Genomic DNA, 23,453 nt, shown 5'->3' on the forward strand with positions numbered 1-23,453 from the left:
CCCCTCACGCCACACAGCAACCTAAGGAACCAACTGATGGAGCTCGGTCTCGTCGGCCTCGGCAAGATGGGCGGCAACATGCGCGAGCGGATTCGCCGCGCGGGCCACACCGTCATCGGATACGACCGCAACGCGGACCTCGCGGACGTCCACAGCCTGGAAGAGCTTGTGGGCAAGCTCAGCGGCCCGCGCGTGGTCTGGGTGATGGTGCCGGCCGGCGAGCCGACCCAGTCGACCGTCGACCAGCTCGCCGAACTGCTGGAGCCGGGCGACGTGGTCGTGGACGGCGGCAACTCCCGCTGGACCGACGACGAGAAGCACGCCGAGGAGCTGGCGGCCAAGGGCATAGGCTTCGTCGACTGCGGCGTCTCCGGCGGCGTCTGGGGCCTGGAGAACGGCTACGCGCTGATGTACGGCGGCGACGCCGAGCACGTCGCGAAGGTGCAGCCGGTCTTCGACGCGCTCAAGCCCGAGGGCGACTTCGGCTCGGTGCACGCCGGCAAGGTCGGCGCGGGCCATTTCGCGAAGATGGTCCACAACGGCATCGAGTACGCGATGATGCAGGCCTACGCCGAGGGCTGGGAGCTGCTGGAGAAGGTCGACTCCGTCACGGACGTCCGTGAGGTCTTCCGCTCCTGGCAGGAGGGCACGGTCATCCGCTCCTGGCTGCTCGACCTCGCCGTGAACGCGCTCGACGAGGACGAGCACCTTCAGGGCCTGCGCGGTTATGCACAGGACTCCGGTGAGGGACGCTGGACTGTGGAAGCCGCGATCGACAACGCGGTGCCGCTGCCCGCGATCACCGCGTCGCTGTTCGCGCGGTTCGCCTCCCGCCAGGAGGACTCGCCGCAGATGAAGATGATCGCCGCGCTGCGCAACCAGTTCGGCGGTCACGCCGTAGAGAAGAAGTAGTTCAGGGATCCAGGGATCGGGAAGGCCGGCGGAACGATCATGCACGTCACGCATCTTTCGCTGGCCGACTTCCGCTCGTACGCCCGGGCCGAGGTTCCGCTCGACCCGGGCGTCACCGCCTTCGTCGGCCCCAACGGCCAGGGCAAGACGAACCTGGTCGAGGCCGTCGGGTATCTGGCGACGCTGGGCAGCCACCGGGTCGCCTCCGACGCGCCCCTGGTCCGCATGGGGGCCGAGCGGGCCGTCGTACGGGCGCAGGTCCGCCAGGGCGAGCGGCGGCAACTGGTCGAGCTGGAGCTGAACCCCGGCAAGGCCAACCGCGCCCGCATCAACCGGTCCTCGCAGGTCAGGCCCCGCGACATCCTCGGCATCGTCCGCACGGTCCTGTTCGCGCCCGAGGACCTCGCCCTCGTCAAGGGCGACCCGGGCGAGCGGCGGCGCTTCCTCGACGAGCTGATCACCGCGCGGTCGCCGCGGATGGCGGGTGTGCGGTCCGACTACGAGCGGGTGCTCAAGCAGCGCAACACGCTGCTGAAGAGCGCCGCCCTCGCGCGGCGGCACGGCGGGCGGTCCATGGACTTGTCCACGCTGGACGTGTGGGACCAGCATCTCGCGCGCGCGGGTGCCGAGCTGCTGGCCCGGCGGCTGGACCTGATCGCCGCGCTCCAGCCGCTCGCGGACAAGGCGTACGAGCAGCTGGCCCCCGGCGGCGGGCCGCTCGCGCTGGAGTACCGGCCGTCGGCGCCCGGTGAGGCGCACACGCGCGAGGAGCTGTACGCCCAGCTGACGGCGGCGCTGGCCGACGCCCGCAAGCAGGAGATCGAGCGCGGGGTGACCCTGGTGGGGCCCCACCGCGACGACCTCGTCCTCAAGCTCGGCGAGCTGCCCGCGAAGGGGTACGCCTCGCACGGCGAGTCCTGGTCGTACGCGCTCGCCCTGCGGCTGGCCTCCTACGACCTGCTGCGCGCCGAGGGCAACGAGCCGGTGCTGGTGCTGGACGACGTCTTCGCGGAGCTGGACGCGCGCCGGCGGGAGCGGCTGGCCGAACTGGTCGCGCCGGGCGAGCAGGTGCTGGTGACGGCGGCCGTGGACGACGACGTACCGGATGTCCTGGTGGGGGCGCGGTACGTGGTGTCCGGCGGGACGGTGGAGCGCGTATGAGCACCGGGGAGCTCGGCCCGAAGGCGCCGAAGAAGAGCGCGGAGGAACCCTCCGGCGTCGACCTCGCGCGCGTGGCGTTGCGCGCGGCGAAGGAGCAGGCACGCGCGCGGGGGGACGCCGCCCGGCAGAAGAAGCAGGCCCGGCGGGGCGGCGGGCTGCGCTCCGGCGCGCGTGCCGACGGCCGGGACCCGATGGCGCTGGGTGCCGCGATCAACCGGCTGCTGACCGAGCGCGGCTGGGAGACCCCGGCGGCGGTGGGCGGGGTGATGGGCCGCTGGCCGCAGATCGTCGGCGAGGACCTGGCCAAGCACTGTGTGCCGCAGCGTTACGACGAGGACGAGCGTGTGCTGGTCGTGGCCTGTGACTCGACCGCCTGGGCGACCCAGCTGCGCCATCTCGCGCCCGCGCTGGTCGCGCGGCTCAACGAGGATCTGGGACACGGCACCGTACGGATGATCAAAGTGCTCAATCCGGGCGGTCCGGCCCGCCGCTACGGGCCGCTGAGGGCTCCGGGGAGCACCGGACCCGGCGATACGTACGGGTGACGTACCTCACGTCTTGAGGTCCCGCGGCGGGGCGGTCGCACCCCTGCCGCGCCCCGTGTCGTGCCTCCACGCGCGCGTGTCCCACGCCTACTGACCCCCCGGTAGCCAAGGGTTGACGGCCCGAAGCGCTGAGTGCCGCTGTGAGCCGCTTGGAGCCCCCATCCGTATATCGGGACCCGGCCGAGGATGGTTCAGGGCGGCACATGGGGACTCAGGTACCGGCAAACCCCCATCGATGTCAGCGCTACCGGTAGACTGGAAGCCAATCCCGCCCCAATGTGGGGACCGCCCGGGAAAAGCTGAGCAACGCTGATCAAGGCTTACCAACGCAACATGCCGCAGCCGCTCCGGCAACCCGCCGACGAGCTTGGCTCGTGCTGTGCCAGAAAGGGCGCTTCGTGGCCGATTCCGGCAACCCCAACGAGAACATCCCGTCCACCGACGCCGGCGTGCACGGCGAGGCCACCGAGGCCCCTGTGAGCGGCGAGGCCACCGACTCCGGCGCGGCCTCCGCCTCCTACGACGCCAGCGCCATCACCGTGCTCGAAGGGCTGGACGCGGTCCGCAAGCGACCCGGTATGTACATCGGCTCGACCGGCGAGCGCGGTCTGCACCACCTGGTGTACGAGGTCGTCGACAACTCCGTCGACGAGGCGCTGGCGGGCTACGCGGACACCATCGACGTCACGATCCTGCCCGACGGCGGCGTGCGCGTCGTCGACAACGGCCGTGGCATCCCGGTCGGCATCGTGGCCTCCGAGGGCAAGCCGGCCGTCGAGGTCGTGCTGACCGTGCTGCACGCGGGCGGCAAGTTCGGCGGCGGCGGCTACGCGGTCTCCGGCGGTCTGCACGGCGTCGGTGTCTCCGTCGTGAACGCCCTGTCGACCAAGGTCTCCGTCGAGATCAAGACCGACGGGCACCGCTGGACGCAGGACTACAAGCTCGGCGTCCCGACGGCCCCCCTCGACCGGCACGAGGCCACGGACGAGACCGGCACCTCGGTCACCTTCTGGGCCGACCCGGACATCTTCGAGACCACGGAGTACTCCTTCGAGACGCTGTCCCGGCGCTTCCAGGAGATGGCCTTCCTCAACAAGGGCCTGACGCTCCGGCTCACCGACGAGCGCGAGTCGGCGAAGGCCACGTCCGGCGCGGACGAGGCGGGCGCGGACGAGAAGGCCGAGGTCAAGGCGGTCACGTACCACTACGAAGGCGGCATCGTCGACTTCGTGAAGTACCTCAACTCCCGCAAGGGAGAGGCGGTGCACAACACCGTCATCGACCTGGAGGCCGAGGACAAGGACAAGAGCCTGTCCCTCGAGGTCGCGATGCAGTGGAACAGCGGCTACAGCGAGGGCGTGTACTCGTTCGCCAACATCATCCACACCCACGAGGGCGGTACGCACGAGGAGGGCTTCCGCGCGGCCCTCACCAGCCTCATCAACAAGTACGCGCGCGACAAGAAGCTGCTGCGCGAGAAGGACGACAACCTCACCGGTGACGACATCCGCGAGGGTCTGACCGCGATCATCTCGGTCAAGCTGAGCGAGCCGCAGTTCGAGGGCCAGACGAAGACCAAGCTGGGCAACACGGAGGCCAAGACCTTCGTACAGAAGGCGGTCTACGAGCACCTCAACGACTGGCTGGACCGCAACCCGGTCGAGGCCGCGGACATCGTGCGCAAGGGCATCCAGGCGGCCACCGCGCGCGTGGCGGCCCGCAAGGCCCGCGACCTGACCCGCCGCAAGGGCCTGCTGGAGTCGGCGTCCCTGCCCGGCAAGCTGTCCGACTGCCAGTCGAACGACCCCACCAAGTGCGAGATCTTCATCGTCGAGGGTGACTCCGCCGGCGGCTCGGCCAAGTCCGGCCGCAACCCGCAGTACCAGGCGATCCTCCCGATCCGCGGCAAGATCCTCAACGTGGAGAAGGCCAGGATCGACAAGATCCTGCAGAACCAGGAGATCCAGGCGCTGATCTCGGCCTTCGGCACGGGTGTGCACGAGGACTTCGACATCGAGAAGCTCCGCTATCACAAGATCATCCTGATGGCGGACGCCGACGTCGACGGCCAGCACATCAACACCCTGCTGCTGACCTTCCTGTTCCGCTTCATGCGACCGCTGGTCGAGGCCGGGCACGTGTTCCTCTCCCGCCCTCCCCTCTACAAGATCAAGTGGGGCCGGGACGAGGTCGAGTACGCCTACTCGGACCGCGAGCGCGACGCGCTGCTGGAGATGGGCCGCCAGCGCGGAAAGCGCGTCAAGGAGGACTCGATCCAGCGCTTCAAGGGTCTCGGCGAGATGAACGCCGAGGAGCTGCGCGTGACCACCATGGACCAGGAGCACCGGGTCCTCGGCCAGGTCACCCTCGACGACGCCGCCCAGGCCGACGACCTGTTCTCGGTCCTGATGGGCGAGGACGTCGAGGCCCGGCGCCAGTTCATCCAGCGCAACGCCAAGGACGTCCGCTTCCTCGACATCTGAGTCGGTCTCAGCTGACCGCACCAGGAAGGATCTTCACCAGCAATGGCCGACGAGAACACCCCGCAGACTCCCGAGACCGAGGCCGGCGACGCCGTACTGCGCGTCGAGCCCGTCGGGCTCGAGACGGAGATGCAGCGCTCGTACCTGGACTACGCGATGTCCGTCATCGTGTCCCGCGCGCTGCCCGACGTCCGGGACGGCCTCAAGCCCGTCCACCGGCGCGTGCTGTACGCGATGTACGACGGCGGCTACCGCCCCGAGCGCGGCTTCTACAAGTGCGCGCGCGTGGTCGGCGACGTCATGGGCAACTACCACCCGCACGGCGACAGTTCGATCTACGACGCCCTGGTGCGCCTCGCCCAGCCGTGGTCGATGCGGATGCCGCTGGTGGACTCCAACGGCAACTTCGGCTCCCCGGGTAACGACCCGGCGGCCGCCATGCGCTACACCGAGTGCAAGATGGCGCCGCTGTCGATGGAGATGGTCCGCGACATCGACGAGGGGACCGTCGACTTCACGGACAACTACGACGGCCGTTCCCAGGAGCCGACCGTCCTGCCCTCCCGGTTCCCGAACCTGCTGATCAACGGCTCGGCAGGCATCGCGGTCGGCATGGCGACCAACATCCCGCCGCACAACCTGCGCGAGGTCGCGGCCGGTGCCCAGTGGTACCTGGAGAACCCGGAGGCCTCGCACGAGGAGCTGCTCGACGCCCTCATCGAGCGCATCAAGGGCCCGGACTTCCCGACCGGCGCGCTGGTGGTGGGCCGCAAGGGCATCGAGGAGGCGTACCGCACCGGGCGCGGTTCGATCACGATGCGCGCGGTGGTCGAGGTCGAGGAGATCCAGGGCCGTCAGTGCCTGGTCGTCACCGAACTGCCGTACCAGGTCAACCCGGACAACCTGGCGCAGAAGATCGCCGACCTGGTGAAGGACGGCAAGATCGGCGGCATCGCGGACGTCCGTGACGAGACCTCGTCGCGCACGGGCCAGCGGCTCGTCATCGTCCTCAAGCGGGACGCGGTCGCCAAGGTCGTCCTGAACAACCTGTACAAGCACACCGACCTCCAGACGAACTTCGGCGCGAACATGCTGGCGCTGGTCGACGGCGTCCCGCGCACCCTCTCGCTGGACGCGTTCATCCGGCACTGGGTGACGCACCAGATCGAGGTCATCGTCCGCCGCACCCGCTTCCGGCTGCGCAAGGCCGAGGAGCGCGCGCACATCCTGCGCGGTCTGCTGAAGGCGCTGGACGCGATCGACGAGGTCATCGCGCTGATCCGGCGCAGCGAGACCGTCGAGGTCGCGCGCACGGGCCTGATGGGCCTGCTGGAGATCGACGAGATCCAGGCCAACGCGATCCTGGAGATGCAGCTGCGGCGCCTCGCGGCCCTGGAGCGGCAGAAGATCGTCCAGGAGCACGACGAACTCCAGGCGAAGATCACCGAGTACAACGAGATCCTGGCCTCGCCGGTCCGCCAGCGCGGGATCGTCAGCGAGGAACTGGCCGCGATCGTCGAGAAGTACGGCGACGACCGCAAGACCATGCTGGTGCCCTACGACGGCGACATGTCCATCGAGGACCTGATCGCCGAGGAGGACATCGTCGTCACCGTCTCGCGCGGCGGCTACGTCAAGCGCACGAAGACGGACGACTACCGGGCGCAGAAGCGCGGCGGCAAGGGCGTGCGCGGCACGAAGCTGAAGGAAGACGACATCGTCGACCACTTCTTCGTCTCCACCACGCACCACTGGCTGCTGTTCTTCACCAACAAGGGCCGGGTGTACCGGGCGAAGGCGTACGAGCTGCCCGAGGCCGGCCGGGACGCGCGCGGCCAGCACGTGGCCAACCTGCTCGCCTTCCAGCCGGACGAGGCGATCGCCGAGATCCTGGCCATCCGGGACTACGAGGCGACGCCGTACCTGGTGCTCGCCACCAAGTCCGGTCTGGTCAAGAAGACGCCTCTGAAGGATTACGATTCGCCCCGCTCCGGCGGCGTGATCGCGATCAATCTGCGCGAGCGCGAGGACGGCAGCGACGACGAACTGATCGGCGCCGAGCTGGTCTCGGCCGACGACGATCTGCTTCTGATCAGCAAGAAGGCACAGTCGATCCGCTTCACCGCCACCGACGACTCGCTGCGCCCGATGGGCCGCGCCACCTCCGGTGTCAAGGGTATGAGTTTCCGCGAGGGCGATGAACTTCTGTCGATGAATGTGGTGCGACCCGGTACGTTCGTGTTCACTGCCACCGACGGCGGGTACGCGAAGCGGACCGCCGTCGACGAGTACCGCGTCCAGGGCCGCGGCGGCCTCGGCATCAAGGCCGCCAAGATCGTGGAGGACCGTGGCTCGCTCGTCGGGGCGCTGGTCGTCGAGGAGAGCGACGAGATCCTCGCGATCACGCTCTCCGGCGGTGTGATTCGTACGCGAGTCAGCGAGGTCAGGGAGACGGGCCGTGACACCATGGGCGTCCAACTGATCAACCTGGGCAAGCGCGATGCCGTGGTCGGTATCGCACGTAACGCCGAGGCCGGACGCGAGGCGGAGGAGGTCGACGGCGAGGACGTCGTCGACGAGACCGCCGAGGGTGCCGAGGCCACCGGCACGGACGAGGGTGAGGTGCCCTCGGCCGAGTAGGCACGAGGAGTGAGTCATCGTGAGCGGAGCCACGGGCGCCGGATCGGCCGGTACCTCCACGGGTACGGAATCGGACGGCGGCGGCCGTGGCTCCGTCGCGCGTGGCGGGAGCGCGAGCGACCCGCACACGACCAACCTGAAGCCGGTGAAGGACTCCGGGACTCCGGGCAGGGCTTCTTCCGGCACGTCGGCACCCCAGGGGGGAACTGTGACGGACACCCGAGGCCCGGCCCCGGTCGGCGAGCCGCAGCCCGCGTCGCCGCTCCCCCACGAGCGCACCCCGGAGCAGCCCTCGGGGCCGTACCACCCGCCGCAGGCCTACCCGGCGCAGGCGCCCGCCGGTGCGGTGCGCCGGCCGCGCACCGGAGTGCGGACGACGCCGCGCACCCGCAAGGCGCGGCTGCGGGTCGCCAAGGCCGACCCGTGGTCGGTGATGAAGGTCAGCTTCCTGCTCTCCATCGCGCTCGGCATCTGCACGATCGTCGCCTCGGCGGTGCTGTGGATGGTCATGGACGCGATGGGCGTGTTCTCGACGGTCGGCGGCACGATCTCGGAGGCGACCGGGTCGAACGAGGCGAACGGCTTCGACCTGCAGTCGTTCCTGTCCCTCCCGCACGTCCTGACGTTCACGACGATCATCGCGGTCATCGACGTGGTGCTGGCCACGGCGCTCGCGACGCTCGGCGCGTTCATCTACAACCTCTCCGCGGGCTTCGTGGGCGGCATCGAGCTGACCCTCGCCGAGGACGAGTGACCCGCCCGGCAGCACGCTTGTGACGGTCCCCCGACAACCGATTTTGGGACTGCCGTGGTCGTGCGCTAATCTTCAGGAGTCAGCGCGCGGGACACACACCGCAAAGCGCGGCGGGGCTATAGCTCAGTTGGTTAGAGCGCATCCCTGATAAGGATGAGGCCACAGGTTCAAATCCTGTTAGCCCCACCAGCATGAAGGCCCCCGGTCCAGTGGACCGGGGGCCTTCGGCGTTCCCGGGTGCGGTGGGGGCGGCCCGCGTGAGCGAAGGCGAACGAACGCGAACGAAAAAGACCCGACCGCTGGCGACGGGGGATGCACCAGCGATCGGGTTATGGCCAAGGGTAACAAGGTTGGGCGGATTACGGGGCCAAGTCGGCCGGGAATCAGGCAGGTTGGCCGATCAGCGACCGCACGGGGGGTCGTAGGAGAGGCGGGGGAGGTACTCGTGCCACTTCTGCGGGGTCAGGACGCCCCGGGTGACCGCGCAGATGTGGCTGATCGCCGCGGCGTCGTCCAGGCTCCACAGGCGGAGCGTGTCGGTGCCGCTGGAGAGCCCGAGGGCGTTGCCCCGGGCGCTGAACGACAGGAACGTGCCCGATCGGGCGTTGGGGCTCATCGACTGGCCGATGGGGGTCGCCGAGGCGGGGTGGGTGACGTTCCACAGCCGGACCGTGTTGTCGTTGCCGCCGCTGATCAGCGCATGCCCGTTCGGGCTGAACGCCAGCAGCTTGACCGCCTCGGTGTGGCCGGTGAGCGGCGCGCCCAGTTCGGTCGCCGAGGCCGGGTCGGTGACGTTCCACAGGCGGACCGTGTCGTCGTCACTGCCGCTGGCCAGAACGTGCCCGTCCGGGCTGAAGGCGATCGCGTTGACCGGACCGGAGTGCTGCGTGAGCAGGCCGAGCGCGGTGGGTCGGGCCCGGTCGGTGACGTTCCACAGGCGGACCGTGTCGTCCGCGCTGCCGGAGGCGAGGGTGCGGCCGTCGGGGCTGAAGGAGATCGCGTTGACGAAGCCGCGGTGGCCGGTCAGCGGTTCGCCGAGCGCGGTGGGGTGCGCGGGGTCGGTGATGTTCCACAGCCGGATGGTGGTGTCGTTGTAGGCGCTGGCCAGGGTGTGGCCGTCGGGGCTGAAGGAGAGCGTGAGGGGGCCCGCGAAGCGCGTCCGCAGGGCGATGGGCGGTCCGGCGGCGACGGGGTGGGACGGGTCGGTGACGTTCCACAGGTGCACGGAGTGGTCGTTGGTCAGGACGGCGAGGATGCGGCCGTCGGGGGAGAACCGCATCGCGCGATGGCCGCCGTCCTCCTGCATGAACGGTGCGCTCAGGCGCACGGGCCGGCTGGGCCGCGTCACGTTCCACAGCCGGAGCCTGCCGTCCCGCGCCGCCGTGACCAGTACCCGTCCGTCCGGCCGGAACGCGCCGGTGCGGCCGATGACGTCCGAGGTCGGCAGCGACCACAGACGCACCGTGCTGTCGCCGCTGCCGGTGGCGAGGGTCCGTCCGTCGGGGCTGAACCCCAGGGCGTACATCTCGCCGCTGCTGCCCGCGAGCGGCTCCCCGACCTGGGACGGGGACGCCGGATCGGTCACGTTCCACAGGCTGGCCGTGCTGTCCGCGCTCGCGGCGGCGAGCCGGCTGCCGTCCGGGCTGAAGGCGACCGACCAGATCGGGCCGGTGTGCCCGGTCAGCGGCGCGCCGAGCGAGGAGGGGCGGGCGGGGTCGGTGACGTTCCACAGGCGGACCGTGTCGTCCGCGCTGCCGGAGGCGAGGGTGCGGCCGTCGGGGCTGAACGCCACCGAGTGCACGAGGTCGGTGTGGCCTTCGAGGGCCGTGCCGTACTGCCGCGCGTGGCGCGGGTCGGTCACGTCCCACAGCAGGATCCTGTCGTCGTCACCGCCCGCCGCCAGGGTCTTGCCGTCGGGGCTCCAGGCCACGCCGCGCACGGCGGCGGTGTGCCCGCGCAGGACGTCGGTCTGCCGCGCGTGGCGCGGGTCGGCCACGTCCCACAGCCGTACGGTGTGGTCCTCGCTCGCGCTGGCCAGCGTGCGGCCGTCCGGGCTGAAGGCGATCAGGTAGATCGTGCCCTTGTGGCCGGTCAGCGGCGTGCCCAGCGACACCGGGTGGGCCGGGTCGGCGACGTTCCACAGCCGGATCGTGCCGTCGTCGCCGGCGCTGGCCAGGGTCTTGCCGTCGGGGCTGAAGACCGCGCTGCTCACCCAGCTGGTGTGGCCGGTCAGCGGTTTGCCCAGCGGCTTCGGGCGGTTCGGGTCGGCGACGTTCCACAGCCGGACCGTCCGGTCGTAGCTGGCCGTGGCCAGGGTGTGGCCGTCGGGGCTGTAGGTGGTGAGGTAGACGGCGCCGGTGTGGCCGGTCAGCGGGGTGGCCAGCGGGGCGTTCACGATCGAGATCAGCCTGCTGTACGTCCCCTCGTCGTCCGGGCGCAGCCGGTGCGCGACCAGGTCGAGCTGGGCGGACAGGGAGGGATCGGTGTGCTGGACCCGGTCGGCCTCGGCGAGGATCTGCTCGAAGACGGCGTCGTCCCGCTGCTGCCGGGCGATGACCGCCGACCCGCCGGCCACCAGGGCCAGCACGACCAGCGCGGCCACCGCGGCCCGGCTCAGCCACACCGAGCGCCGGCGCAGCCGGACCGAGGCGGCCAGGAACTCCACCGCGCTGCGGGTGAGGACGGTGTCACCGGCGGATCCGGCCCAGGCGCGGGCCTGCTCCAGCCGGGAGCCCCGGTAGAGCAGCGAGCTGTCCCGGCCCGAGTCCTCCCAGGACCGGCCGTCCTCCTCCAGCCGCTGGCGCAGCAGATGGTCGTTGCGGTTGTCGTCGATCCAGTGCCGCAGCCGGGGCCAGGCGTGCAGCAGCGCCTCGTGGGTGATCTCCACGGTGTCCGCGTCCAGCGTCACCAGCCGGGCCCGCACCAGGGCCTCCAGCGACTCCTCCGTCTTGCCGGGGTCGGCCGACTCCGCCGCGAGCTGGCGCCGGGTGCCGCGCCGGCGCGTGGCCTGGGTGTCCTCGCCGAGCCGGACCAGGCGCAGCAGGAGCAGCCGGGCCGCCGTACGGGCCGCGGGGTCGAGCCCGGACCAGGCGCGCTCGGCGGTCGCCGCGACCGCGCCCTGGATCCCGCCGGCCGCCCGGTAGCCGGCCAGGGTCAGCCGTCCGGCCTTGCGGCGCTGCCAGGTGGCGAGCAGGGCGTGCGAGAGCAGCGGGAGCACGCCCGCGTCATGCGCTCCGCGCGGGCCGTCGGCGCTCACCTCGCGCACGATCAGCTCGGCGAGCCCAGGCTCCAGCTCCAGGCCGACCGCCTTGGCCGGGCCGGTCACCGCGTCGCGCAGCTCGCCGCTGGTCAGCGGGCCGAGCACCATGTGCCGGTGCTGGAGGGCGTCGGCGAGCTCCGGATAGCCGAGGCACTGCTCGTAGAAGTCGGCCCGTATGCCGAGTACGACGACGACCGGGGCGGGGCCGTCCGCCCCGGCGGGCGAGGTGCAGACGGCGTGCAGCAACTGGATGAAGGTACGGCGGTCCGCCTCGTCGGGGCAGAGGGTGAAGGCCTCCTCGAACTGGTCGATGATGACGACCGGGCGGGGGCCCGGGGCCGGAGCGCTCGCGGGCTCGCCGTCGGGCAGCCCCTCGGTGGGCGCCTCTTCGTGCGTCTCCCGGCGTGCCCAGGCCGCGGCCGCCTCGCGTGCCGCCCGGGCGATCCGGGGCGTGTCGCAGCCGGGGGCGGCGGGGTTGCGCGTCGCCTCCCGCTCGGCCTCGCGCGCGGCCGCGGCGACCTGGCCCAGCTCGGGGACGCGGTCGACCAGCGCGCCCAGCGGATCGGCGCCCGGGACCAGCTGGAGCACGGTGCCCTCCCCCGGACCTCGTCCGGGGGAGCCCCCGTCCCGCTGCGCTCGTCCGGGCCGGCCCGCCACCGGGGCGCCGTCCCGCAGCGCGGGCACCAGACCGGCGTTGAGCAGCGACGACTTGCCCGCCCCCGAGGCACCCACGAGCATCACGAGGCCGCCGGTGCGCTCGGCGGCGTTCAGCTGCTCGACGAGCGCGCCCGTGCTGCGCTCCCGGCCGAAGAACCAGCGGGCGTCCTCCTGCCGGTACGGGGCCAGCCCTCGGTAGGGGCAGACGCCGCCGGTGACGGGCGGGGCCTGGGCCGGTGGCCGCTGGTCCTCCTCGGCGGGCGGTGCGGGCCGGTCGCCGACCGGGTCGGCCAGCGCGCGCTCCCACAGGCGCTGCCAGTGCGTGAGGTCGTACAGGCCGGTGGAGACCGGTGCGGGCCGCAGTCGGCGGGCCTCCGGGATCAGGATGTGGAGCACGGCCGCGAGGGCGGTGAACTGGGCCGGTACGTTCCTGGCCCGGCGCCAGTCGCTGATCCGCTGCGCGGACACGCGCACGGGCCGGCCGCGCTCGTCGACCCGCTGGAGCCGTACGACCGCCTCGGCGACGCTCTTGAGGGGAGGGTTTCCGGCCTCCTTGTACAGCAGCGCGAGGCGCTCGGCGAAAGCTGTGCGTGTCCCTGAGTCGGAACTCAAGGTCCCTCCCCTTTTCTTTCCCCCCGCATCTGGATGTCCGGACCGGAAAACTCACCCTATACGCCTGACCTGCGCGGAAGCACTGCACCGGACGCCGCAGCCTCCTCCCGGGGGACAACAGATGGCAGGATCCGGACCGGGTAGCGGAGCCGTCACACACCGTCCGGACAGGCCATCGGGCTGATATCCGGAGATACGGATCGGGTCGCCGAAGGATCTCGGCCAACTTCCACCGAGAGCGGGCGAGCGGGCTCCGCAGTAGGCAGGGAGCGGCTGTGGAGCGTCGCGTGTTCCCGCGACCAGTGCGGCAACCGGCTTCCCTTCCACGGCCCGTGGCGAGCCGACGCGCCACGGGCCGTCAGCCCCGCACCGCTCGGTACCGGTCCCCACGAGGGGAGGGACCGGTGCCGAGCGGGCGGCGGACTCATACCGGACTCACACGGTTCGCCGTTGCGCGGACATGCTCACAGATCACCCGAATCGGGCCTGTACGTGTCGCCCGGGTCGGGACCGCCGCGTGCGCGCGCTCCGGACGGGCATGGATGTCTGACGCTCCGTCAGATAACCTGCGCTCCGCCGACTGTTCCCGAAGGGGTGAGAGTCATGGAGAAACGTCCCCCGTGCCCGCCCGGTGCTCCGCGCTGGGTCGCGATGTTCCGCCCGTCCGCACAGGACTCCTGGACCGTGGGGGCCGAGTCCCCGGACCGGGGGCCCGTGCTCTACGCCGTCGCAGACATGACACGGACCGTACGGGCGCGCGGCGAGGAGGTGACGGTCGCGCTGTGGGGGCCGGAGAACGGCGCCTGGCGCCTCTTCGACGCCCCGGCCGGCCGGGCGCCCGCCGCCCCCGCCGACGGGCCCGCGCCCGGCGCCGCCGCACCGGCCGTGCTCGCGGAACGCATGACGGACCGCCGTCACCAGGTCCTGATGGCCGGCCTGGGCAAGGCGGGCCTGCACGATCTGAGCGCCGAGGACGGCGAGGCGGTCCGGGTACTGGCCGACCTGCTCGACGAGCCGACGGTGCGCCGGGTGGCCCACTGGCTCTCGGTCGCGGCCGGCCGGCCGTAGGGGGTGTCGTTCGGATCGTCCCGGCGTCGCGGGGCGCCGACTCGCTCCTCCGCCTCGCAGCTGCACGCTCCCCACACTCGGCTTCTCCCCCACGCTCGGCTTCGCTCGATCGGGAGGGGCCCCTAGGGCTTGTCGTCACCTTCCCGCCTGCCGCGCGACGCCTGGCACGCGCTCCCCAGAGGAGGCACCCCCAGCCGCGTTGTCGTCGGTCGCCGACTCCCCCGCGCTCGGCTTCGCTCGCGCGGGAGGGGCCTCACGCGTCGACTCCCTCCTCCGCCGTGCAGCCGCACGCACCGGACGCCGCGCGGCCCGCCCTTCGGGCGGACGACGGGAAGGTGACGACAGGCCCCGGCGCGGGAGGGGCCCCACGACCCCGCTCGGGTCGGCCGGGTTCAGGGCGCGGTCCGCGGGGCAGGGACGTCCTGGAAGCCAGCTGACGCCTGGAGGACGCATGAAGGTCTCCGTCGACCGCTCCCTGTGCTACGGCTCCGCCGAGTGCGCGTACCGGGCGCCGGACGTGTTCGCGTTCGAGGACGGGTACGGAGCCGTACGGCCCGGCCGCGCGGAGGTCGCGGACGCCCCCGAGGTCCGGGAGGCGGCCGAGCGGTGCCCCTCGCAGGCGATCAGGCTCCAGGAAGGGGCGTGACGGCGGGACTCACCGCGCGGGCGGATAGGTCCAGCCGAGGTCCGCGAGTGCGCGGGCCCTGGCCTCCACCACCGCCGTCCGGGCCGCGCGCTCGGCGGGGTCGACGTGGGACGCCTGGCCCGTCATCTGGCCCTCCCACTTGCGGTACAGCAGGCCGACCTGCGCCGAGAACCAGCCGCGGCCGACCGCGTTCAGCGCGAGTAGCAGACCGGTGTCCTCGGACGCCGGCAGGGCCATCCAGCCGCCCAGGGCGGTCAGCAGGTCCCGGCGGACGCAGAGGGTCGCCGGGTGGACGGGCGGTCGGAAGCCGCCCCGCTTCCAGTGGTCGAGCACGACACCGCGTTCGAGCGGGCCCTCGGCCGGATCGCCGGGAAAACCGGCCGTGGAGCCGTCGGGCAGCAGGTCGAGGACCCGGGAGGTGGTCCAGGCGACGGTGCGGTCGGCCTCCAGCACGGCCAGGTCGCGGGCGAGCGCTCCCGGGGTGAGCCGGTCGTCGGCGTCCAGCACCTTCACGTACTCGCCCTCGGCGCGTGCCAGCGCGATCGTCCGGGCCGTACCGGGCCCGCCGGGACGGCCCTGACGGAAGCTCACGCGCGCGTCGTCCGGGATGTGGGGGCGGACCTCGTCCGTCGTCCCGTCCTCCTGGACCAGCCACTCCCACTCCCAGCCGGCGGGGAGCTTCTGTGCGCTCAGGGACGCGTAGGCGTCCGGCAGGAACCGGGCGGACGGGCCGTGGACAGCGGTGACAACGGTGACGCGCCGGGTCACGGCAGCACTCACCCCTTTACCTCTTCGGGAGCGTTGCCGGTCATCCTCGCAGGCGGCGCGGATGACGACAGCGCGAGACCCCCGGCCTGCCCGGCCGGGGGTTCTTCCGTCTCGACTGACTGCTTGGGGTACGCAAGTCGCCCTTGTGTCGTCGAGACGGCTGCGGTGCTGGTGCGCCGCGTCGAGCGGCGGGAGAACGGCGGGTCAGCAGTCGAGGGACGCCGACGAGGGATGGTCGGGGGCCGCGGCCGCGTTCTCCGCTTCCGTCGTGTCGAGGGGCCGGTGCCGGCAAGCCGGGGTCTTGCCGTGGGCCTCGGCCCGGATCCGCTGCTTCATCGTGGGGGGCAGTGCCCTGCCGTAGGACCAGGCCCAGTGGCTTTGCGCCGGGATCGTCGGGACGTTCTGTTCCGCGCTGTCCTTGCTCGGGGTCTCGGTGCGGGGAGCGGCCGCCGCGGTCGTGGCGGTGGCGGTGGTGACGAGTCCGAGCGCCGTGCACAGCGCGAGGAAGGCGGTGACGAAGGCGGTCCACAGCTTCATGACCTTGTTCTGGGTCATGGCCCCTCACTTTCGGGTTGGGCGATTTGCGTACTTTCCTCATGATGTGTATGAGCGACGCGAAGTGGTGGACCTCCGCCCGTGGCGCGTCGATGTTCCGATGAACACCACCCGGATGGCGGCAAGAGGGTCGGAAACTCCCAAAGGCCGGTGAGGGCGACCGAAGAGGGAGTGAAGTAACGGACCGTGGAGGTGTGATCACCCTCCGATCGCATCGGTCTCGGACCTGGTCTATTGCGGCTCCGGGAGCGGCAGTTGAGCTCCTGCGCAGGTCACCGATCGATATCGGCCGGTGTGTATAGTCGGGCGCCAGAGGTCCCCTACGTCAAGGAAAGACGAGGTCGCGCGGTGAAGAAGCTGCTCCTGGTCGCACTGGCCGCCATCGGCGGGCTCCTCGTGTACCGCCAGATCCAGGCGGATCGCGCCGAGCAGGACCTGTGGACGGAGGCGACTGACTCCGTGCCCACGGGTTCGTGAGTGCCGAAACCAGAATCTGGACAGACCCCGGTCGCCGAAGCGGCCGGGGTTCTGCGTTTGCGGGGTCGCGCGGGGTGCGGTAGGCGTTCCGTGCACCCCGTCGTCTCGGCGCACGCCGCCCGCCGGGCGATGCGGGGCGTTTCGGACGGCCGTACGCGTTCCCCGGATGGCGTGGGGCCGCGCGGGGCAGGATGTGCCACGGTCCGGTCCGGCTCGGGGCGGGCCGTGGTCCGGTACGGCTAGCGACGACTGGGGAGGCCGGTACGTGCGGGGGCGAAGGCGGCGGACGGTGGGGCGGGCGGCGCTGCTGCCGGGGCTGAGCGTCGTGCTCGTCTCGTTCGCCCTGTTCGCGCCGCCCGGTGTGCCGGCGGCCGCCGCCGCGGGCGACGTGTCGTACGGCTTCGCGCCCGGCGCGCGTACGGTCGCGGGCGGCCAGGGCGGTGCGGACGCCGGCCGGCTGGAGCCCGGCGGGGTCTACCGCAGCTCCCTGCCGGTCGCCGGCAGGCTCTCCTACCGGATCCGGCTGACGGCCGGCGACACGGCGTACGTCCCCGTCACCGCCGTACCCCCGGCGGACGCCACCGTCTCCAGCACCGACGGCATCAGCGTGACGGTCCAGGACGCGGGGGGCACGCAGTGCTCCTTCGCCTCCGCCCGCTTCGGCGCCGCGCTCAGCCCGCACCCGGTCACGGCACTGGGGGAGCGCGAGACGGGCAGGTCGCTGTGCCAGGGCGGCGGCACGTACTACGTGATCGTCCAGCGCCTCGGCACCGGCGGCTCCGGTACGACGACCGGTGCACCAGCCGGTACGACGGCCGGTACGACGCCGGGGGCCGGTCCGGACCGGCCGTGGGACCTGGAGATCGCGCCCGCGACGGAACCGCGCACGGCGCGTGCCGAGGCCACCACCGCCCCGCGGACCTGGGACTCCGCCACCCCCGAGCCGCTCGCCGGCACACCGCGGGAGCGGTCCGGCGGCACGGGCTTCGCCTCCGCCCCTGCGCTCGGCCAAGGCGTCTGGCGCACCGAACTGGTGCCGGGCGAGACCCGCTTCTACAAGGTGCCGCTCGACTGGGGCCGGCAACTGCACGCCTCCGCCGAACTGGGCGCCGCCGCGGGCCAGGGCTATGTCGGCGGCGCCCTGGACCTCTCCCTCCACAACCCGGTGCGCGGCACCGTCGAGGACACCGCCCTCGGCTACACCGGCACCGCCCGGCCCGCCGTCCTCGCCCCGGTCCCGCCCGTGGAGTACGCCAACCGCTACGCCGTCCCGGCCGCGGTGACCTCCGTCCGCTTCGCCGGGGACTATTACCTGGTGCTGCACCTCAGCGAGCGGCTGACCGGCACCTTCGGGCGGGGGCCGTTCGCCGTGACCCTGCGGGTCCAGGTGTCCGGTCGGGCGCACGCGGGCCCGCAGTACGCCGGCCGGCCCGTGCCGGGGGACGTCTTCACGGTCACGGGACAGGACCGGGCGGCCGCGCTCACCGGGGCCACCGGGGCCACCGGGGCCACCGGGGGCGCGGGCGGCGGGGGCGGCGATCCCGTGCTGAAGCTGGTCGCGGCCGGTGGGATCGGCACGGGGACCCTGCTGCTCGCGGTGCTCGGCGGGTGGACGCTGGCGGCCCGCCGCACTCAGACGCGGGCCAGCGCCCAGAAACCCACCGCGTAACAGGCCAGCGCCAGCAGCAGGATCGGTACCGCCACCCTGGCCGACGGCCTGGGCCGCGGCCGGCTGCGCCGCGCCCGGCGCCCACGACGACCGTGCGCGGGGGCGGAGGCGGGGGCGAGCACCGGGGGAGCCGGGTTCCGGGTGGTGTACGACGCGGTGACCGACGGATCGATGGCGTACGGCTCCGGGTCCGGGGCCGGGTTCCCGTACGGGTAGGCGGGCGAGTACGGCTGGGGGGTGGGGGACTCGGGCCGGGCCCGCGCAGGAAGGGGCGGGGGCGGTGCTGCCGGAGTGTGCGGGGAAGTGGCGTACGGCTCGGGGGCCGGGGTGTACGGCTGGGGAGCCGGGGTCTTCGGGGTTTCCGGGATCTCAGGGGCCTCAGGGGTTTCGCGGGTCTCCTGGGGCGGCGGCAGCCGGAAGCTCCCGGTGTCCGACAGTGAGCCGGTGTCCGCGGACGGGCCGGCGGCGCCGACGCCGGTGTCGGTGTCCTGGGCCGGTTCGACGGCCACTCCGGAGGCCCTGGTGAGGGGGCCGTCGGGGCCGAACCCGGGGGGCAGCGGGCCGAGTTGGTCGAAGATCTCGATCAACTCGTCGTCGAGGTCCGGCTCCGGCAGGAGTTCGGTGGCCGAGGCGAGCGCCTTGCGGGCCCCCGTGGCGGTGCGGAAGCGCGTGGCCGGGTCAGGCTGGAGCAGGCCCGCGACGACCTGCCAGAGCGGTTCGGGTACGCCCTTGGGGGGTCCCGGCGTCCCGTGCTCGGTGAAGTACCGCACGAGCGCCTTGGCGTCCGGCTTGGCGCCTTCGAGGAGGTACAGGGCGACCAGACCCACGGCGAACAGGTCGGCCGGGAAGTCGGGATCGGCGCCGAGCAGCTGCTCGGGCGCGAGGTAACCGGGCGTGCCCACCACGAGGTTGGTCTCCGTCAGGCGGGGTTCGCCGAGCCGCATGGCGATGCCGAAGTCGGACAGCCGCAGCCGGGGCCGACCGGTGCCGGTGGCTTCGAGGAGGAGGTTGGCGGGCTTGATGTCCCGGTGGACGACGCCTTCGTCGTGGACGGCGGCGAGACCGGACAGCAACTGGTCGAGCAGGGTGCACACATAGCCCGGCGGCAGGGGGCCGTAGTCGCCGACCAGGTGGACCAGGGAGCCGCCGGCGACCAGATCCATGGTGAACAGGACCTTGTCGTCGTCGGCGGCCCAGCTGGCCGGGGCGAGGACATGGGGATGGTCGATCCGTAAGGCCTGCTCGCGCACGAAGCGCAGCAGGGAGTGGGCGTCGCGCTGCTGGAGCACCTTGGCCGCCACATAACGCCGTCGGCGGTGGTCCCATGCACGCCAGACGGCGCCCACGCCGCCGCGGCCGATCGGGTCGGCCAGCTCGTACCGGCCGGCGAAGACCTCACCCATGGCAGCCCGCCGCTCCTCCCCCTGGCTCCGCGATGTCCCCCGCCCGGTGTCCCCCACCCGGTGTTACGCCCCCACTACCCCCCTGTCGCTCCCGCTATCCCCCGCCCCGCCCGTCTCTGTGCCCGCGGCTCAGTTCTGGTGGGACTGGTAGTGGGCGACGGCGTCGGAGGTGCGGCCGGCGCCGTAGACACGGAGGAACTCGGCGAGTTCGGGGTGGGCCGGGGCGAGGCTGTCCGCGGCGTCGATGATGTCGCCGGCGGCGGCCACCGAGCGCAGCAGCGACTGGATCTCGCGGACCACCCGCTTGACCGTCGGCGCACCCGAACCGCTCGTGGTCTGGGCGGTGTTGCTGAGCACGGAGCCCCCCTGCGACTTCTTGATCTCTTCCATGCGGTCGGTCGCCTCGGCGGCGCTGACGCTGCCGTCGGCGACCTGGGCCGCCAGGTCCTGCAACATCTGCACCCGCTGGACCACAGCAGGATTGCCGATCTTGGCCCGCTGGCCGCTCATCAGCTGCGACAGCATCGGAGCGGACAGGCCGAGGACCGCCGCGAGACGGGCCTGGTTGAGGCCGAGATCGTCGATGAGCTTACGGAAGAGCGCCCCCAACGGCTCTCCGTACCAGTTCCGCTGGAGCTCCCGCGCTCTCGCGGTGGCTTCCTGCTGTGCGGCGTCCATTGCGTCTCCCCATCGCTTCCCCTGAATACCGCGGTTCGCTGTAGCGAACCACGCCGAGCATCTTACGGAGCGTGGTCATGCGCGGGGACCCCCAATCTTTTTGCGGGAACCCGGGGGTGACCCGGTACTCTGGTCTGCGGCACCCGCCGGGCAGCACTGCTCCGGCCGGTCGCTGCTTTCCGGGGCCTTAGCTCAGTTGGTAGAGCGCCGTCTTTGCATGGCGGATGTCAGGGGTTCGACTCCCCTAGGCTCCACTCGGTAAGTGCCCTCTGATCTGCGGAAACGCGGTTTCAGGGGGCATTTTTCGTCCCCCGCGGCAGTCGTCCGGTGCCGTGTCGTCAGTGGCCCGGGCGATGCGGCCGCTGCCTACCCGCGAGCCACAGGCCGGGCACCCGGCGGCCGGCACCCGTCGACCGGTGAGCCGGTGGCTGCCGCGCGGAGTCGGACAGGGGAGGCCGATGCCGGAGAGCAGGTGCCGCCCCCAGCGCGGTCCCGCGGTGCTCACGGTGGCGCCGCTCCTCCTGGTGATGCTGTTGGTCTCCTTGCGGCTGTCCGCCGAGCGCCCGTTCGCCGTCGGCATCCCGTTCGTGGTCGTCGCCTAAGCCGGTGCGAACTCCCGCTGCCGGTCGCCTTGTTCCGCCGGCGCCGGGTGTCTCCCGCCGTGGTTTCACGTGAAACGGGCCGTGGGACGGCGAGCGTACGGCTCACCCGTCGCACGGCCCGCTACGGCGGGGGCGGGCTAGTCGTGGTCCTCCCCGTTCCCCTTGTCCTCGTCGGCCTGCTTGGCGCGGACCTCGGGGTCCAGGGCGGAACCGTCGTTGTCCACCGAGGTGAGGTGGACCGGTTCGGGGACCTCCGTCGCGGCCGGCGGTTCGACCAGCCAGTCCGGGTTCGCCTGCTTGTCCCACCACTTCCACGCCGCGAAGGCGCCACCGGCCAGCAGGGCCAGCACGGCCAGCCCCTTGAGGGCACGGGCACCCCGGCAGCGGCGCGCGTTCCTGCGGGCCAGCTTGTGGATGTCCTCGGCCGAGACCTGCCCGCGCAGCGCGGCCAAGGCGGCGGCGCCCCGGGCAGCGGCCTCGTCGTACACCGGGCCGGCCGCGGCCACGGCCTGCTCGATCCTCGGGCGCGAGTACTCGGCGGCCTGCCGGGCGGCCTTGCGGGTGCGGACGGCGGCCTCCTGCGCGGCCAGGTCCACCTTCGGCGGCACATGCGCACGGGCCTGCTCCAGACGCGGGGCGAGCCGGGCGTCGTACTGGACACGGGCCTGTTCGGCGGCCTGCGACATCACTGGCGCCAGCCGTACGCGCGCCTCATGGGCGTAGAGCGCGGCACGCTCCTTGGCCGTGTCGGCGTAGGGCGCCACCACTTCCGCGGCGTGCAGCACGCTGTCCTTCGCCGAGCCGGTCGCGGCGCGCACGCTGTCGATGCGGGTCACGGGATCCTCCTCCATCGGTGGCGTACGGTATTTCGACTTTCCACCCTTTTACGGATCATGCCTGCCAACGGCCTGCCCGGCATGCGAGGGCGGGCATATGGGTGCCCACCGCAGGGTCGTGCGAGGATCTGGGGGTCACACGAAGACAACGGAAGGCAGATCGTGGCTGAGCAGCTGTACGCCACCCTGAAGACCAATCGCGGCGACATCGAGGTCCAGCTTTTCCCGAACCACGCCCCCGCGACGGTCCGCAACTTCGTCGAGCTGGCCAAGGGTGAGCGCGAGTGGAAGCACCCCAAGACCGGGGAGAAGAGCACCAAGCCGCTCTACGACGGCACGATCTTCCACCGCGTCATCAGCGGTTTCATGATCCAGGGCGGTGACCCGCTGGGCAGCGGCATAGGCGGCCCCGGCTACCAGTTCGCGGACGAGTTCCACCCGGACCTGTCCTTCGACCGGCCGTTCCTGCTGGCCATGGCCAACGCCGGCCCGGGCACCAACGGCTCGCAGTTCTTCATCACCGTCTCCCCGACGGCATGGCTGACTCGCAAGCACACCATCTTCGGTGAGGTCACGGACAAGGCCAGCCAGGCCGTCGTCCAGGCCATCGCGGACGTCAAGACCGGTCGCAACGACCGTCCGGCCGACGACGTCGTCATCGAGTCCGTCGTCATCGAGACGCGCGAAGCCTGATCAAGGCCGTCCCCTCGTGGGGAACCAAACGCCCCGCTCGTCCGTACCAAGGGTGAGCGGGGCGGGGCATTGCCGGGCGCAGGCCTACGACGAGCAAGGGGAACCGATGGACCAGGCCGAAGGCAGCACGCAGGGCGCCGACCACGGCGTGCCCGTGTGCTACCGGCACCCGGACCGCGAGACCGGCGTGCGCTGCACCCGCTGCGACCGACCCATCTGCCCCGAGTGCATGATCAGCGCCTCGGTCGGCTTCCAGTGCCCCGAATGCGTGCGCGGCGGCTCCGGCACCGGGCACGCTCCGCAAGCGTCCGCCCCGCGCACCATCGCCGGCGGCACGATGACGGCCGACCCCCGGCTGCTCACCAAGCTGCTGATCGGCATCAACGTCGCCGTCTTCCTGGCACAGCAGGCCATCGGCGACACGGTCACCGAGCACTTCGAGCTGATCGGCCGGGCCCAGTACTTCCAGTTCGGCCCCATGGAGGGCGTCGCCGAGGGGCAGTACTACCGCCTGCTCACCGCGATGTTCCTGCACTCGCCGACCAACTTCACCCACATCCTGTTCAACATGCTCAGCCTGTGGTGGATCGGCGGCCCCCTCGAAGCGGCCCTGGGCCGAGCCCGCTACATCTCCCTGTACCTGGTCTCGGGCCTGGCCGGCAGCGCGCTCACCTATCTGCTCGCCGCGCCCAACGCGCCCTCGCTGGGCGCCTCCGGGGCGATCTTCGGCCTCTTCGGCGCGACCGGCGTACTGATGCGCCGCCTCAACTACGACCTGCGCCCGCTCGTCGCCCTGCTGGTGATCAACCTGGTCATCACCTTCACCCCGGGCTTCAACATCGCCTGGCAGGCCCACATCGGCGGTCTGGTCGCCGGTGTCGCCGTCGGCTACGCCATGGTCCACGCCCCGCGCGAGAAGCGGACCCTGATCCAGTACGGCGCCTGTGCGGTCGTCCTCGTCGCCGTGGTGGTGCTCACCCTGATCAGGACCGCTCAGCTCACCTGATCCGGACCTGCCGGCGAACCTGATACCGA

At 71.9% G+C, this 23,453-nt stretch carries 19 protein-coding genes and 2 tRNA genes; 15 read left to right on the top strand and 6 right to left on the bottom strand.

The annotated features are described in order from the left end of the window. Positions 1–36: 36 nt before the first annotated feature. The 7 genes from gnd to ACZ4MF_RS05000 all read left to right on the top strand — a co-directional run bounded on the left by gnd (position 37) and on the right by ACZ4MF_RS05000 (position 8,684). Positions 37–912 carry a phosphogluconate dehydrogenase (NAD(+)-dependent, decarboxylating) gene (gene gnd, locus ACZ4MF_RS04970; RefSeq protein ID WP_356025881.1) on the top strand — a complete coding sequence of 292 codons (876 nt, stop codon included), beginning with the start codon at positions 37–39 and terminating at the stop codon, positions 910–912. 39 nt (positions 913–951) lie between these two features. Continuing rightward, entirely contained in the window at positions 952–2,073 is a 1,122-nt protein-coding gene (recF, locus tag ACZ4MF_RS04975; RefSeq protein ID WP_467489859.1) for a DNA replication/repair protein RecF, read from the top strand. Beyond that, positions 2,070–2,618 (top strand): DciA family protein, encoded by a 549-nt coding sequence (locus tag ACZ4MF_RS04980; protein ID WP_467489861.1) that lies wholly within the window; start codon positions 2,070–2,072, stop codon positions 2,616–2,618. The genes recF and ACZ4MF_RS04980 overlap by 4 nt, the downstream gene beginning before the upstream one ends. Before the next feature lie 374 nt (positions 2,619–2,992). After that, entirely contained in the window at positions 2,993–5,101 is a 2,109-nt protein-coding gene (gene gyrB / locus ACZ4MF_RS04985) for a DNA topoisomerase (ATP-hydrolyzing) subunit B (RefSeq protein WP_467489863.1), read from the top strand. A 42-nt stretch (positions 5,102–5,143) separates the two neighbouring features. Continuing rightward, positions 5,144–7,741: a DNA gyrase subunit A gene (gyrA, locus tag ACZ4MF_RS04990; protein WP_467489865.1), complete on the top strand. Its 2,598-nt coding sequence runs from the start codon at positions 5,144–5,146 to the stop codon at positions 7,739–7,741. 19 nt (positions 7,742–7,760) lie between these two features. Then, on the top strand, positions 7,761–8,495 hold the full coding sequence (locus tag ACZ4MF_RS04995; RefSeq protein WP_467489867.1) for a DUF3566 domain-containing protein: 735 nt from the start codon (positions 7,761–7,763) through the stop codon (positions 8,493–8,495). 112 nt (positions 8,496–8,607) lie between these two features. Further along, a tRNA-Ile gene (locus ACZ4MF_RS05000) sits at positions 8,608–8,684 on the top strand. Positions 8,685–8,895: 211 nt separating this feature from the next. On the opposite strand, the gene ACZ4MF_RS05005 is transcribed toward ACZ4MF_RS05000, so the two are convergent. Continuing rightward, a complete protein-coding gene (locus tag ACZ4MF_RS05005) occupies positions 8,896–13,023 on the bottom strand; it encodes an nSTAND1 domain-containing NTPase (protein WP_467489869.1) in 4,128 nt (1,375 codons plus the stop codon). A gap of 603 nt (positions 13,024–13,626) precedes the next feature. Here ACZ4MF_RS05005 and ACZ4MF_RS05010 point away from each other — a divergent pair. Further along, on the top strand, positions 13,627–14,091 hold the full coding sequence (locus ACZ4MF_RS05010; protein ID WP_467489871.1) for a hypothetical protein: 465 nt from the start codon (positions 13,627–13,629) through the stop codon (positions 14,089–14,091). 451 nt (positions 14,092–14,542) lie between these two features. Further along, the gene (locus ACZ4MF_RS05015; RefSeq protein WP_467489873.1) at positions 14,543–14,737 is read left to right on the top strand and encodes a ferredoxin; all 195 of its coding nucleotides are present in this window, start codon (positions 14,543–14,545) and stop codon (positions 14,735–14,737) included. A 9-nt stretch (positions 14,738–14,746) separates the two neighbouring features. Here the strand turns inward: ACZ4MF_RS05015 and ACZ4MF_RS05020 are convergent, their stop codons facing one another. Both ACZ4MF_RS05020 and ACZ4MF_RS05025 read right to left on the bottom strand, forming a co-directional pair. After that, positions 14,747–15,517: a glycosyltransferase family 2 protein gene (locus tag ACZ4MF_RS05020; RefSeq protein ID WP_467489875.1), complete on the bottom strand. Its 771-nt coding sequence runs from the start codon at positions 15,515–15,517 to the stop codon at positions 14,747–14,749. A gap of 192 nt (positions 15,518–15,709) precedes the next feature. Further along, positions 15,710–16,060: a DUF6344 domain-containing protein gene (locus ACZ4MF_RS05025; protein WP_356025904.1), complete on the bottom strand. Its 351-nt coding sequence runs from the start codon at positions 16,058–16,060 to the stop codon at positions 15,710–15,712. Between the two features lie 348 nt (positions 16,061–16,408). Between ACZ4MF_RS05025 and ACZ4MF_RS05030 the strand changes: the two genes are divergently transcribed. Continuing rightward, the gene (locus ACZ4MF_RS05030) at positions 16,409–16,537 is read left to right on the top strand and encodes a DLW-39 family protein (RefSeq protein WP_003999697.1); all 129 of its coding nucleotides are present in this window, start codon (positions 16,409–16,411) and stop codon (positions 16,535–16,537) included. 265 nt (positions 16,538–16,802) lie between these two features. Then, positions 16,803–18,206, top strand: a complete 1,404-nt coding sequence (locus ACZ4MF_RS05035) for a hypothetical protein (protein ID WP_467489877.1) — start codon at positions 16,803–16,805, stop codon at positions 18,204–18,206. On the opposite strand, the gene ACZ4MF_RS05040 is transcribed toward ACZ4MF_RS05035, so the two are convergent. Together ACZ4MF_RS05040 and ACZ4MF_RS05045 are read right to left on the bottom strand one after the other, a co-directional pair. Beyond that, positions 18,170–19,609, bottom strand: a complete 1,440-nt coding sequence (locus ACZ4MF_RS05040; RefSeq protein ID WP_467489879.1) for a serine/threonine-protein kinase — start codon at positions 19,607–19,609, stop codon at positions 18,170–18,172. The two genes, ACZ4MF_RS05035 and ACZ4MF_RS05040, sit on opposite strands and share 37 nt — an antisense overlap. 129 nt (positions 19,610–19,738) lie before the next feature. Further along, positions 19,739–20,287: a helix-turn-helix domain-containing protein gene (locus ACZ4MF_RS05045; RefSeq protein ID WP_467489881.1), complete on the bottom strand. Its 549-nt coding sequence runs from the start codon at positions 20,285–20,287 to the stop codon at positions 19,739–19,741. Positions 20,288–20,468: 181 nt separating this feature from the next. Here ACZ4MF_RS05045 and ACZ4MF_RS05050 point away from each other — a divergent pair. After that, positions 20,469–20,541, top strand: a tRNA-Ala gene (locus tag ACZ4MF_RS05050). 204 nt (positions 20,542–20,745) lie between these two features. Further along, positions 20,746–20,889 (top strand): hypothetical protein, encoded by a 144-nt coding sequence (locus ACZ4MF_RS05055; protein WP_467489883.1) that lies wholly within the window; start codon positions 20,746–20,748, stop codon positions 20,887–20,889. 137 nt (positions 20,890–21,026) lie between these two features. Here ACZ4MF_RS05055 and ACZ4MF_RS05060 read toward each other — a convergent pair whose 3' ends face one another. Continuing rightward, complete coding sequence (locus ACZ4MF_RS05060) at positions 21,027–21,725, bottom strand: DUF5324 family protein (protein ID WP_467489885.1); 699 nt, start codon at positions 21,723–21,725, stop codon at positions 21,027–21,029. A 162-nt stretch (positions 21,726–21,887) separates the two neighbouring features. Between ACZ4MF_RS05060 and ACZ4MF_RS05065 the strand changes: the two genes are divergently transcribed. Next, positions 21,888–22,418: a peptidylprolyl isomerase gene (locus ACZ4MF_RS05065; protein WP_071374883.1), complete on the top strand. Its 531-nt coding sequence runs from the start codon at positions 21,888–21,890 to the stop codon at positions 22,416–22,418. A 106-nt stretch (positions 22,419–22,524) separates the two neighbouring features. Next, a complete protein-coding gene (locus ACZ4MF_RS05070; protein ID WP_467489887.1) occupies positions 22,525–23,424 on the top strand; it encodes a rhomboid family intramembrane serine protease in 900 nt (299 codons plus the stop codon). Positions 23,425–23,453 lie beyond the last annotated feature (29 nt).

Source organism: Streptomyces sp. NPDC025793 (assembly GCF_055558375.1).

Coding starts and splice junctions, on each gene's coding strand:
- gnd (WP_356025881.1), top strand. CDS start 37: ATGGAGCTCGGTCTCGTCGGCCTCGGCAAGATGGGCGGCAACATGCGC.
- recF (WP_467489859.1), top strand. CDS start 952: ATGCACGTCACGCATCTTTCGCTGGCCGACTTCCGCTCGTACGCCCGG.
- ACZ4MF_RS04980 (WP_467489861.1), top strand. CDS start 2,070: ATGAGCACCGGGGAGCTCGGCCCGAAGGCGCCGAAGAAGAGCGCGGAG.
- gyrA (WP_467489865.1), top strand. CDS start 5,144: ATGGCCGACGAGAACACCCCGCAGACTCCCGAGACCGAGGCCGGCGAC.
- ACZ4MF_RS05010 (WP_467489871.1), top strand. CDS start 13,627: ATGGAGAAACGTCCCCCGTGCCCGCCCGGTGCTCCGCGCTGGGTCGCG.
- ACZ4MF_RS05015 (WP_467489873.1), top strand. CDS start 14,543: ATGAAGGTCTCCGTCGACCGCTCCCTGTGCTACGGCTCCGCCGAGTGC.
- ACZ4MF_RS05025 (WP_356025904.1), bottom strand. CDS start 16,060: ATGACCCAGAACAAGGTCATGAAGCTGTGGACCGCCTTCGTCACCGCC.
- ACZ4MF_RS05040 (WP_467489879.1), bottom strand. CDS start 19,609: ATGGGTGAGGTCTTCGCCGGCCGGTACGAGCTGGCCGACCCGATCGGC.
- ACZ4MF_RS05045 (WP_467489881.1), bottom strand. CDS start 20,287: ATGGACGCCGCACAGCAGGAAGCCACCGCGAGAGCGCGGGAGCTCCAG.
- ACZ4MF_RS05055 (WP_467489883.1), top strand. CDS start 20,746: ATGCCGGAGAGCAGGTGCCGCCCCCAGCGCGGTCCCGCGGTGCTCACG.
- ACZ4MF_RS05070 (WP_467489887.1), top strand. CDS start 22,525: ATGGACCAGGCCGAAGGCAGCACGCAGGGCGCCGACCACGGCGTGCCC.